This window comes from Tenacibaculum sp. UWU-22 (assembly GCF_041021355.1).
Lineage (GTDB): Bacteria > Bacteroidota > Bacteroidia > Flavobacteriales > Flavobacteriaceae > Polaribacter.
Genome location: NZ_JBFNGP010000001.1, coordinates 855,099 through 867,779 on the forward strand (window position 1 = coordinate 855,099; position 12,681 = coordinate 867,779).

General features: G+C 32.2%; 12 protein-coding genes. 4 read left to right on the top strand and 8 right to left on the bottom strand.

Going from position 1 to position 12,681, the window contains the following annotated elements:
* Positions 1–6: 6 nt before the first annotated feature.
* The gene (rnpA, locus tag AB2B44_RS03800; protein WP_369048222.1) at positions 7–396 is read right to left on the bottom strand and encodes a ribonuclease P protein component; all 390 of its coding nucleotides are present in this window, start codon (positions 394–396) and stop codon (positions 7–9) included.
* Positions 397–484: 88 nt separating this feature from the next.
* Here rnpA and AB2B44_RS03805 point away from each other — a divergent pair, with 88 nt between their 5' ends.
* A complete protein-coding gene (locus tag AB2B44_RS03805) occupies positions 485–1,663 on the top strand; it encodes an acyl-CoA dehydrogenase family protein (RefSeq protein WP_369048223.1) in 1,179 nt (392 codons plus the stop codon).
* A gap of 255 nt (positions 1,664–1,918) precedes the next feature.
* Entirely contained in the window at positions 1,919–2,302 is a 384-nt protein-coding gene (locus tag AB2B44_RS03810; RefSeq protein WP_369048224.1) for an ankyrin repeat domain-containing protein, read from the top strand.
* A 73-nt stretch (positions 2,303–2,375) separates the two neighbouring features.
* Here the strand turns inward: AB2B44_RS03810 and AB2B44_RS03815 are convergent, their stop codons facing one another.
* Both AB2B44_RS03815 and AB2B44_RS03820 read right to left on the bottom strand, forming a co-directional pair.
* Complete coding sequence (locus AB2B44_RS03815; RefSeq protein ID WP_369048225.1) at positions 2,376–3,395, bottom strand: phenylalanine--tRNA ligase subunit alpha; 1,020 nt, start codon at positions 3,393–3,395, stop codon at positions 2,376–2,378.
* A 133-nt stretch (positions 3,396–3,528) separates the two neighbouring features.
* The gene (locus AB2B44_RS03820) at positions 3,529–4,353 is read right to left on the bottom strand and encodes a universal stress protein (RefSeq protein WP_369048226.1); all 825 of its coding nucleotides are present in this window, start codon (positions 4,351–4,353) and stop codon (positions 3,529–3,531) included.
* A gap of 224 nt (positions 4,354–4,577) precedes the next feature.
* On the opposite strand from AB2B44_RS03820, the gene AB2B44_RS03825 reads away from it, so the two are divergent.
* On the top strand, positions 4,578–5,480 hold the full coding sequence (locus AB2B44_RS03825; RefSeq protein ID WP_369048227.1) for an SPOR domain-containing protein: 903 nt from the start codon (positions 4,578–4,580) through the stop codon (positions 5,478–5,480).
* 130 nt (positions 5,481–5,610) lie between these two features.
* On the top strand, positions 5,611–6,123 hold the full coding sequence (locus tag AB2B44_RS03830; RefSeq protein ID WP_369048228.1) for an acyl-CoA thioesterase: 513 nt from the start codon (positions 5,611–5,613) through the stop codon (positions 6,121–6,123).
* Between the two features lie 38 nt (positions 6,124–6,161).
* Here AB2B44_RS03830 and AB2B44_RS03835 read toward each other — a convergent pair whose 3' ends face one another.
* The 5 genes from AB2B44_RS03835 to AB2B44_RS03855 form a co-directional block, all read right to left on the bottom strand.
* Entirely contained in the window at positions 6,162–7,526 is a 1,365-nt protein-coding gene (locus AB2B44_RS03835) for a di-heme oxidoredictase family protein (protein ID WP_369048229.1), read from the bottom strand.
* 49 nt (positions 7,527–7,575) lie between these two features.
* Positions 7,576–8,643 carry an imelysin family protein gene (locus AB2B44_RS03840; protein WP_369048230.1) on the bottom strand — a complete coding sequence of 356 codons (1,068 nt, stop codon included), beginning with the start codon at positions 8,641–8,643 and terminating at the stop codon, positions 7,576–7,578.
* A 24-nt stretch (positions 8,644–8,667) separates the two neighbouring features.
* Entirely contained in the window at positions 8,668–9,999 is a 1,332-nt protein-coding gene (locus AB2B44_RS03845; RefSeq protein ID WP_369048231.1) for an autotransporter outer membrane beta-barrel domain-containing protein, read from the bottom strand.
* Positions 10,000–10,275: 276 nt separating this feature from the next.
* Entirely contained in the window at positions 10,276–10,890 is a 615-nt protein-coding gene (locus AB2B44_RS03850) for a hypothetical protein (RefSeq protein ID WP_369048232.1), read from the bottom strand.
* Between the two features lie 76 nt (positions 10,891–10,966).
* Positions 10,967–12,508, bottom strand: a complete 1,542-nt coding sequence (locus tag AB2B44_RS03855) for an aldehyde dehydrogenase family protein (RefSeq protein ID WP_369048233.1) — start codon at positions 12,506–12,508, stop codon at positions 10,967–10,969.
* Between the last annotated feature and the right edge of the window lie 173 nt (positions 12,509–12,681).

A 12,681-nucleotide genomic window follows, 5' to 3' on the forward strand; every position in this document is an offset into this window, starting at 1 on the left:
AAACTATTAACAAGAATATTCGTCTTTTTTAATTTTCGTCATGAATGTCAACAATAATTTACTCATTGCAGACTTAACATCTACGTATTCTGATTCTTCTTTAGCAAGATAAGAAATCATAAACACATATGGTTTATCAATGTTATCATAAATAATATATTTTTCTTTTCTATAGCTTTCTCTTAGCAACCGTTTTATTCTATTTCTATCTACTGCACGTTTAAAATTTCGTTTTGGAACCGAAAACCCAACTTGGGCAGGAAAAACAGATGTATGACTGGTTTGTAAATACACCATTCGTAACGGAAAAACTTTTATCGATTTACCCTCGAGGTAGAGTTTTTCAATTATTTTTTGGCTTTTTAGTCGCTCTTGTTTTCCTAAAGTATATCGCATTAATTACAAAAAGTATATTGCATTAACTACAAACATACAGAAAAACTCATTTTAATTACTATTTTTACATTACAAAAATGGCATTCTGATGAAACAAGATTTATTTCAAGCACCCGATTATTACCAAATAGACGATTTATTAACCGATGAACACAAACTTGTTCGTAACGCAACAAGAGATTGGGTAAAAAGATGCGTTTCACCAATTATTGAAGAACATGCTCAACGAGCTGAATTTCCTATGCAAATTATTGATGGCTTAGCAGAAATTGGTGCTTTTGGTCCGTATATTCCAGAAAAGTATGGCGGTGCAGGATTAGATCAAATTTCGTATGGATTAATTATGCAAGAAATTGAACGGGGCGACAGCGGAATACGTTCAACAGCCTCTGTACAATCTTCGCTTGTGATGTACCCTATATGGAAATATGGCACTGAAGAACAGCGCAAAAAATACCTGCCTAAATTAGCTTCGGGTGAATGGATAGGGTGCTTTGGTTTAACCGAACCCAACCATGGCTCAAACCCAAGTGGTATGGAAACCAAATATAAAGACATGGGCGACCACTATTTGTTAAATGGTGCAAAAATGTGGATTTCTAATGCTCCTTTTGCTCAAATAGCCGTGGTTTGGGCAAAAAATGAAGAAGGCAGAATTCATGGCTTAATAGTAGAACGAGGCATGGATGGGTTTTCGACACCCGAAACACATAACAAATGGTCTTTACGCGCCTCAGCAACTGGCGAATTAATTTTTGATAATGTAAAAGTGCCTAAAGAAAATCTATTACCCAACAAATCAGGTTTAGGAGCCCCCTTAGGCTGCTTAGATTCTGCTCGATACGGAATTGCTTGGGGTGCAATTGGTGCTGCTATGGATTGTTATGATATTGCTCTTCGATACTCAAAAGAAAGAACACAGTTTGGAAAACCAATTGGACAATTTCAATTACAACAAAAAAAATTAGCTGAAATGATTACCGAAATTACTAAAGCACAACTTTTAACTTGGCGATTAGGTGTTTTACGTAACGAAGGTAGAGCTACATCTGCTCAAATATCAATGGCAAAACGAAATAATGTAGCGATGGCAATAGCTATTGCTCGTGAAGCACGACAAATTTTAGGCGGCATGGGGATTACGGGGGAATACTCTATTATGCGTCATTCTATGAATTTAGAAAGTGTAATTACTTACGAGGGCACTCACGATATTCATTTACTAATAACTGGGTTAGATATTACAGGGCTAAATGCTTTTAAATAAATTCAACGCCTAAATCTTTTATTCAAATTTATCAATTACCCTTAATTGGGTGTGCTTTTTTGTTTTATAATAAGCACTGATATTTTAATTTTCAATCATTACACATTCATAATAAGCTATTTACGAGTTATTTTTTAACTTTTTAATCTGTTAAAAAATATAAATAAATGTTAAAATAACTTTTTAGTGAAACGATTTTTTCTTAGGTGCGTCTTTTAAATACAAACTTATTTTTCTAACTATAAACCTAACTTTATGAAAAAATTGATTATTACCACTCTACTTATTGTATTGTCTTTTGAAAGTATTTCTGCTTCAACCCAACCGCATTTAACTAAAGCAACAACCTCTCTAAAAAAATCAGGAGTAAGTGTTTTTTGTAAATTAATTACTACAGGAAACTACGCTGTTGTAAAAGTAATGATTGAAAACGGAACTGATATTAATAAAAAATCAACCGGACTAACCCCATTAATGTTTGCTGCAAGATATAACCGAGCAAAAATTGCACAATTATTAATTGATAATGGCGCTAAATTAACTGTGAAATCAGATAATGGTTATACCGCCATTGAATATGCAAAAATGTCTAAAGCCAACGATGCTCTTGCTGTTTTAAAAAAGGCATTGAAAAAATAAATATTTTCTAAAAATAAACAACCCCAAGCATTAAAAGCTTGGGGTTGTTTATTATAATTTTTTCAACTAAAAATTAAATTACCGATTTAAACTGCTCTAAAAAACGTTTATCGTTTTCGTAAAACATTCTAATATCAGGTATTTGATATAACAGCATAGCAATACGCTCAATACCCATTCCAAAGGCATACCCAGAGTATTTTGTAGGATCGATATTACAGTTTGTAAGCACATTAGGGTCTACCATACCACATCCCATAATTTCTAACCACCCCGTTCCTTTAGTAATTTTATAATCGGTTTCTGTTTTTAATCCCCAATAAATATCTACTTCAGCACTTGGCTCAGTAAAAGGAAAATATGATGGTCGAAGCCGTATCTTAGATTTACCAAACATTTCTTTTGTAAAATACAGTAAGGTTTGTTTTAAATCAGCAAAAGAAACATTTGTGTCGATATACAACCCTTCTACCTGATGAAAAATACAATGTGAGCGAGCAGAAATATCTTCGTTTCGATATACTCTACCTGGAGAAATAGTACGTATGGGTGGTTGATGATTTTCCATATATCGTACTTGTACAGAAGAGGTATGCGTTCTTAATAAAATATCTGGATTTTTTTCAATAAAAAAAGTATCCTGCATATCACGTGCAGGGTGATATTCGGGTAAATTTAACGCTGTAAAATTGTGCCAATCATCTTCTATTTCTGGACCTTCAGAAACGGTAAACCCAATACGATTAAACACTTCTATAATCTGATTTTTTACCAATGAAATAGGATGTCGTGAACCTAGCTCAATTGGTTCAGAAGGTCGTGTTAAATCACCATAAATGCGCTTTTGTTCAGTAGTATTATCAAGAGCTACTTTTAATGAATCTACTTTTTCTTCTGCTACTTGTTTAAGGTTATTTATCGCTTGTCCAAATTCTTTTTTTTGATTGTTTGGAACATTTTTAAATTCGCTAAACAACTGTTTTAAAAAGCCTTTACTACCTAAATATTTAATTCTAAATAATTCTATTTCTTCTTTAGTATCTGCAGAAAATGCATTTACTTCATCAATCAATTCATTTACTTTATCTAACATTTTATCTAAAAATTAGACCGCAAATTTACTATTTTTTTACAGAGTTTTAAGTTTTATAGTTTTTAATATCGCTTGGCGAGGTGCAATTTATAATTAACTTAACCTGTTTATTAAATTTAACCCTGCTATTAAATTACACATTAATGGTTAGCATTGGTTTTTGTGCTTTTTTTGATACGTGTTTGGTAATACTTCCATTAAAAATATGTGATAATCCGCTTCGTCCATGTGTTCTCAACGCAATTAAATCGGCATCAACATCTTTAGAAAAATTAAGAATACCTCTTTCTACAGAAGAGTCGTTATACACATCAATAGTATATTTGGGTAAATCATAATCTTTAATAAACTCTTTAATTTTTTCGATAGAGCTATGTGTATTTTCAAATTTATGAGGTGTGTTTACCTTTAATAAATGAATTTTTACATCAAAAAAGTTGGCAAAAACTAAAAATTTTTCGAACGCAGCTTTTTTGTTACTTTTAAAGCTAGAAGCAAAAACAAAATTTTTAGTCTTAAACTTATCTTCTCTTTTCACTACTAAAACGGGTGTTTTTGAAGAACGAACAACCTTTTCGGTATTTGAACCAATCAACATTTCTTCAAATTCAGAATGCCCCCTAGAACCCATAACAATTAAATCTACTTTTATCTTTTTTCCATAATCTAAAATACCTTGATAAGGTCTTTGAAATCGAATGGCATGTTTAACTACCGTTTTTTCAGAAAAAAACTCTTGCTTAAAGTCTAATAGTTTATCTCGCACTTTTTGTACATAAATCATGCTTTCTGGAATACTAAAATTACTTCCTGCCCCCATATCAATAATTCCTTTAGGCAATTCAATCATATGCAGTAAATGCACTTCACTGTTTAGTTTTTTAGCAATTTTAGCTGCCGTTTTTGCAGCATATTCAGACGGAGTAGAAAAATCTACAGGAACCAAAATTTTTTTCATAATCTTAAATTTTTTACACCTATATAAAAAAGGTGAGAATTTAAAAAATTCTACTTGCTTTGAAAAACAATATTTTTTTAATTATCACATAATCTGTTTAATAAAAATAAAATTTTTACTCTTACGCAAGACCTATAACAATATAAAGATACTTAAATATTATATGTTAATAAAATTTAAATATTAAAAGTACAAAAAACCTTGAAATTTATATCTTTGTTTATATGATTTTAGCAGACTACATTTCCGATTTACTATACCGATACAATTGTGTTATTGTGCCAGAACTTGGCGGATTTATAACCAATACCATTAGTGCCCAAATTGATGGTAATACACATACTTTTTATGCGCCAACCAAACAAATTAGTTTTAATTCGCATTTAAAGCATAACGATGGGTTGTTGGCAAATTATATTGCTAAAACAGAAAATATTTCATTTGAAAAAGCTACAGAAAATATTTTAAATACCGTGGCTTTGTGGCAACAACAAATGCAATCGAAATCGGTTACTATTTCTTCGGTTGGCAACTTATTTTTAAACAGTGAAAAACAAATTGTTTTTGAGCCGAATAACCAAGTTAACTTTTTAACAGAATCGTTTGGTTTAGCTTCGTTTTCTTCATTAGCAATCAATAGAGAAACTGTTGTTGACATACAAACAAAAACTGAAAACAAAAAAGTGATTCCTTTGTTTATAAAATATGCGGCTACCGCTGCTATTTTATTAACCTTAGGTGTTGCTGGTTGGAAAGGTTATCAGTATAATCAACAACAGCAAGTTTTAGCGAAACAACAACATATAGAAAAAAAAATACAGTCTGCTACTTTCGTAATTGACAATCCTTTACCTACAATTAATTTAAATGTAGCTAAAGAAACTGAAACTCCCAAAAAATACGCAATTATTGCTGGGGCTTTTCAATTTGCCGAAAATGCAAATAAAAAAGCTCGCCAATTAACAAATAAAGGCTATAATGCTATTGTTTTAGATAAAAATAAATGGGGCTTGTTTCCTGTTGCTTTTAATTGTTATGAAAATAAGGCAGAAGCATTAAAACAATTGCGCATTATTAAACAAACAACTTCTAAAGATGCTTGGTTGTTTGTTAATCAACAAAAATAATTATTTGCTAACAGCACGTTTTAAATACTTAAAGTTGTAGGGTATATATCAGACTCTTTAACTAGAGTTGATATATTTCTTGCAAGTCTATTTTTTAGCGATTTGCCTATCTTTGTAAAAAATCACATTAATGGAAGCAAAAACACCTAGCCAATCGTTAACTGTACTTACGGATTTAGTATTGCCTGGAGAAACCAACTATTTAGATAATCTTTTCGGAGGCGAATTATTAGCCCGAATGGATAGAGCTTGTAGTATAGCTGCTCGTCGGCATTCGCGAAAAATTGTAGTAACCGCCTCGGTAAATCATGTTGCTTTTACCAAATCGGTTCCTGTAGGTAGTGTGGTTACGGTTGAAGCAAAGGTTTCACGTGCATTTAAATCTTCAATGGAAACTTATGTTGATGTTTGGATAGAAGATCGAAAGTCAGGAGAAAGAACTAAGGTAAATGAGGGCATTTATACCTTTGTTGCTGTTGATGAATTTGGAAAACCAGTTCCAATTCCACCTATTAAACCTGAAACGGCACTGGAAAAAAAACGATACGACGGTGCTTTGCGCAGAAAACAATTAAGTTTAGTTTTAGCCGAAAAATTAGACCCTAAAGAGGCTACAGAGTTAAAATCTTTATTTATGAACTAAGGTTTTTATTGCAAAACAAAATTTAACCCTTTGTGTTTTTATAAAGAATTTAAAAATGCTAAAAGATCTTCTCTTTCTTTGGTTGATAATTTTTTAAAATTATTTTTAGCTGCTTCTGCCTCGCCTCCATGCCATAAAATAGCTTCGGTTAGGTTTCTAGCACGTCCGTCATGTAAAAATTGAGTATGTCCATTCACAATTTTTTGAAGTCCAATACCCCAAAGTGGTCGTGTTTGCCACTCTTTACCAGAAGCTAAAAAATCAGGGCGATTATCTGCTAGCCCTTCTCCCATATCGTGCAATAACATGTCTGTAAACGGATAAAAAGTTTGGTTACTAAGTGCCTCTACAGATGCTTGTAAAGTACGCTGTTGAGGTGTATGACAAGCCGCACATTGTATATTTTGAAATATTTGGTATCCATTATCTACTTGTTCATTATCTACATCTCTTGCCGCAGGAACACCTAATGTTTGGCAATAAACAACTACATTGTTTAAAATTTCAGCACTAATTTCTGGGTCATCTGCTAAACCGTCATCATATTCTTCTTTCGTAAAAACAGGGTTAGTAATACCCATATCGCCATGATATGCCCCTGCAACTTGAACTTGCAATGTTGAAACATTGGCTTTCCACCCAAATCTTCCTAATTCTGTTTGTTGTGTAACAGGGTTCCACACATAATTTGCTTTTCCGCTTATTCCGTTTTTATCACTATCATTTTCATCAGTAGCCTTTAAAATATCTGCTTCTGGTATAGCTTCTAAAAGTCCTGACCCAAATATAGGAGGAGCAATACGTGGCGAAAGCATGTAATTAGTCGGCTTTTCTTTATACCAATCTGTTACACTAAATATGGGTTTTCTAAGTACTACTTGGGTTCCGTCTGCTAAAAGTTCTATTTGTTCTTGTAAAGAAAGTTGATACGTTACTTCAGGTAAAAAACCAGAAAGTGCATGGTTTTGTAATTGTGTGCCATATCCTGGAGCTGCTAGTGGGGCATTATGTTTGTCGTTTCCAGGAGTACTTATTCGTAATAATAAGCTTGTAAAACCATTAATGTTTTTGGGTAATAGCTTTCCTCTTCCATCAGATGGATGACACTTTATACATGATGAATTATTATACACGCTTCCTAAGCCTGGGTTAAGTGTTGCTGGAGCAGTAACAAAAATACGTTCAAAATCTAAATCGCCATTTAAATGTTTTTCAAGTGTTTCTTGACTTAAATTTTCAGCTGGAGAACTGTACGCAATATTAGACATTGTAAAAATCGTAGTTTCACCTCCAGATTTTGCTCTATCAGTGTTTATAAGACTTGTGTAAGAAGTTTCTTTTGAACAGGCTGTTAAAATCAACAATATGCTTAACAAACAATAATATACCGTTTTTTTACTCATAAGTACTTTTTGTTGAAAAAAGCCCCTTGATAAAGAGCTCTTTTTATTTTTATAAATTTTGTATGTAGGGTTTTAATTCAGATGATAACACATTAAAAACATCTAACACTTCTTTAATTGCTTTTTCTACTTCGGATCTATGGTTTTGTACTGCCGAAGTAAAGGTTCCTGGAATAGCTTCTATACTTTGTATGGCTTGGTCTATTTGGTTTTTTATTTTAGTATCTAACGCTGAATTATTAATCGCTACTAATTCAGAAAAACCAACTCCCAAATTAGTTAGATAATCACCAGAATACATATATTTTATTCCTCTTATATTATCGGCAAAATCAGCTTTAGAGTTATGGCTAAATCTCGATTCTTCACTTTCTAAAGCAAAGCTTCCATTATTACCATACATGGGTTCGTTTAACTTTCCGTTACCTACTTCATCAGCAATGGTTATCATACCATCTACAAGTTGTATTAACGCAGCAATTTGCGACCTGTAAAGTCCGTTTTCAGCATTAGTAAAATTTGCCGCAAAATTTGTTTTAGAAGGGTTCCAAGCGTCGTATAAAGCCTTTGTTTGTTGATTTAAATAACCCGATGCTGCTTTAACATATTCTATTTCTCTAGCTGTTAAATCAGATGCTTTTTTGTTGCCTTCTATACCCCAAAGTAAATATTCTAAGGCGTGGTATCCTTTAGCATTGGCATCTTGTTGTGCTATAAAATTAATTGTAATTTGATCACTTCCGCCTAAAACATTATTTACAAAGGCTAAATCTATCGGCCATGCATCAGTATTACCATCAACTCCTAAGCCTTCATCACCAGCAGGGCCAAAAAGAACAGCCTCTGAATTTTCCCAATACACTCGCATTTTTCTCCAAGCATCTTGAGCTTCTTTTAGAGCAGTATCATCTCCTATGGTAAGGGCATCACTTTTTACTACCATATTAGTAGAAGCCAAGGCTAAGTTTTCATAGTTTTTTAAAATTACGTTTAAAGTTATACTTGATAAGTATTTACTGTAATCTGTTTGTATTACAGGAGCGTCATCATCTGAACAAGAGGTAAAAAGTATTGATATTATAAATACGACTATTGCTATGTTTTTTATTTTTTTCATTTTATATATGGTTTATTGTTTATGTTAAAATTGAAAGCCAATACCACAACCCAAGAACTGTTCTTTTTCTTTTCCTTCTACAGCTCCTGTTGTAGTGTTAATTTTATCTGAACCTAAGGTTCTAGCAGTATATTGCGCCTTAACTGCGATATGTTTGTAAGGAAACCAATTTAATCCTGCAGTAACCACGCTTCGTTTCCATCGTTTATTGGCAGTAATGCTACCTGATGTTTTATGCATGGTGTTATAAAAATCATATCGAGCAAAGGGGTATAATTTCATCGAAGTTTTAGAATCTATAAGGGTTAATATATCATATCCTAATTCAGCCGAAAATCCAAGTGCATTTTTACCAACAGGTGTTTTTTTAATACCTAGAGCAGCAGGGAGATTTGCATTACGGAGTGAAATTTGTTCAGAATTTTGAAGATTACCATAAATAAATTGAGAAGCAAAACGTATGGGTTTTTCAAAAACAGAAATATATGCTCCAATTAGATTTAAGTTTCCGTTTACATTTATATCAGGTTTGGGTCTATTATTATTGGTATCGCCAAAATAATATGATAGCCCAGCCATAGTATGTTTACTTTTTCCAAAAAAGTAATTAAGGTTGGCAAAAACCGCAAAACTTTGGGCATTTACCATTTCAAACTTTGTTTGATAGCCTAATTTAATCCAATTAGCAGAATTAAAACCACTAGATTCTAATGCATTTACTAATGCTAAATGATACGAGAGTTTTTTATTTAAAAATTTACCGTTTAATTCTATCCCTGTTTCGTACCAACCTAAAGGAAGTATTATATTTTCCATTTCAGGTCGTTGTATGGTAAAATACTCGTCGGGTTCGTCTAAAATTTGAGCTAAATTGAAATACAGTTTAAACTTACCTGCTTTTATATTTAAATAATCTCTGTAGTTATACTCTAAGTATATTTGCTCAAGATTTATTTCTCCTCCTTGCTCAACTTCTTGTTCAAACTCTCCAAACTCTTCTTGCACGTCTAATTCTAAGTTGGTACCTGTGCCGCCATGCTCAAATTCAATTTCGGTATGTAATGTGATACGATTATTAAAAAGGTAATCAAAATAAAGGTTTAACCGTTCTGCATCAATTTTATTTCTAATATCAGGGTCTGTATCGAACTGTCCATAATTGTAATAATTAACCACCCCATACCCATTAAGTCTCATTTTAGAGAAAGGGTTTTGCGATGGTTGTTGTTCTTTATGTAATTTTTGTTGGGTTAGTTCTTTTACTATAACCGTTTTTAAACTATCTATATTTATGTTTTGAGCGGATAAAATACTCGCTAAAAAAAGTAAAATAAACAGTATGCTATGCTTTATCATTATTCTTATTTAGATTTATTTAAAATAAGTGCAAAAATCTAAAATTATTTAATATTAGCAAATATATTCTTGCTAATTTTTCTAGCAGACCGATTTATCGTTGATAAGAATCGTAATCGAAAAACGATATAATTATTATAAAAATTAGAGAATTAAAAACTACATTTAACCAATAACAATCAGATAATGAAATGTTTAACTAAAAAATATTTTTTTAATTAAATAACTGTTTTGAAAATTATTTGAGTTTGTAAAAAATGGGTTTTAAAAAGTAATTTATTTGTTAGATTGTATTAAGCATTTATTATTTTCCCACTTTCCTTGTAAATCTTTAGCCAGAATAATCTTATTATCACAAGTTAAGAAACGCTTTTTGTTATCTTTTTTAATAATTTTCATATTTCCGCCTAAAATGCTGTTTATTACTTTAAAAATAAGCCCTTTTTTGGGTGATTTAGAACCTTTAACGGTTAATTTTAATCCTTGTTCATTATTATATAAATCCATATCCGAAGAAATTTTATCAGGAATTGTTCCTTCTTCTAATCGTTTCTTTTTAAAGGTTCTATAATTATCTTTTTCATGTGCTTTACCTAAAGATTGAGCGGCATTTTTACCAATTTCTTGTCGCAAACGAGCCATCCAATAAGCATGGCGAAAAGCATCTACTTGCCCTCCATTTTTATCTCCATCTAATAATGATGTTTTTGCTATAGAATCAGAAACACGATTTGCTTCATTTGAAATAATAAGTGCTTTTTTTGTTTTAAATGGATGAAAAATAACCCACTTTTTTGTAGAGAACGACTGTTTTTTAAATCGTTGCCAATTGGTTTGAGAAAAACAGCAGAAAGACACTAATAAACAAAAAGTAAAAAATGTTTTTTTCATTCAAATAAATTTGAATCAATTGTTTTAATTGACACTAAGCATTCGTTAATAATAATTTATTATCTAATTTTTAGATTTATAAATCAAATTTAATGCCTTGTGCTAAAGGTAAACTTTTTGTATAATTAATAGTATTGGTTTGCCTTCTCATATAAATTTTCCAAGCATCAGAACCACTTTCACGACCTCCACCTGTTTCTTTTTCACCCCCAAAAGCCCCTCCAATTTCAGCTCCAGATGTACCAATATTTACATTAGCAATACCACAATCGGAACCCGATTGAGATAAAAACAATTCTGCTTCTTGTAAATTATTAGTCATAATAGCAGACGATAATCCTTGTGCGACACTATTTTGTATTGTAATCGCATTTTCTATATTTCCTGAATATTTTAATAAGTATAGTATCGGAGCAAATGTTTCATGTTGTACAATTTCGTAGTGGTTTTCTGCTTCAACAATCGATGGTTTTACATAACATCCGCTTTCGTATCCTTTTCCTTCTAAAACAGCTCCTTTAACCACAATTTTACCTCCCTGATTAACGGCTTGGGTTAAAGCTGCTGTATACATTTTTACAGCTTCCGTATCAATTAAGGGCCCTACATGATTATTTTCATCTAATGGGTTGCCAATACGTAATTGCTTATACGCATCTATTAGTGATGCTTTAACCGTTTCATAAACCGACTCGTGAATAATTAAACGTCGCGTAGAGGTGCAGCGTTGACCAGCGGTGCCAACTGCCCCAAAAACAGCTCCTATTACAGTCATTTTTATATTCGCTTCTGGCGTTACAATAATAGCATTATTACCCCCTAACTCTAATAATGATTTTCCTAATCGAGCAGCCACTTCTTTTCCTACAATTTTTCCCATTCGAGTTGATCCCGTAGCAGATATTAAAGGGATGCGTGTGTCTTTTGATAGGTATTCGCCAACCTTATAATCGCCATTTATTAAACACGAAATTCCTTCTGGTAAATTATTTTTCTGGAGTACTTCGATAATTATATTTTGACAAGCGATACCACATAAAGGTACTTTTTCTGAGGGCTTCCAAATACAAACATCACCACAAACCCAAGCTAAAGCAATGTTCCAAGACCAAACAGCAACTGGAAAATTAAATGCCGAAATAATCCCTACAATCCCTAAAGGGTGATATTGCTCGTACATTCTATGTCCAGGTCGTTCAGAATGCATGGTAAACCCATGTAATTGCCGCGATAAGCCTACAGCAAAGTCACAGATGTCTATCATTTCTTGCACTTCGCCTAATCCTTCTTGATAACTTTTACCCATTTCATACGAAACCAATTTACCAAGAGCTTCTTTTTTTTCTCTTAATTTTTCACCAAACTGACGTACTATTTCACCACGTCTAGGCGCAGGAACTTTTCTCCAAAATAAAAATGCTTCACTTGCCTGGTTTACAACCTTTTCATAATCGTCTTTTGTAGATGTTTTTACACTTGCTATTAAATTGCCATCTACTGGCGAAATGCTCTTAATTACGGCTCCGTTAGAAAACCAATCAGCCCCTGTTGATGTGCCTAAATTATTGTCTTGTATTCCTAATTGCTGTAAAACTTCTTGTATTTCAAAATTTGACATTTTGCTGAATTCTTTAAAGTTATTTAACTTAAAAAACAAAGCTACAAATAAAATCACACATTAAAAGTTAAACAATTTTTGAGTTTTTATTTAAAATTAAAGCTTATTTTATTTTTTAGACTACAAAAAAAAGCGCTGGTAATATGTTGATAAAATAAATGACTAGTCCTAAA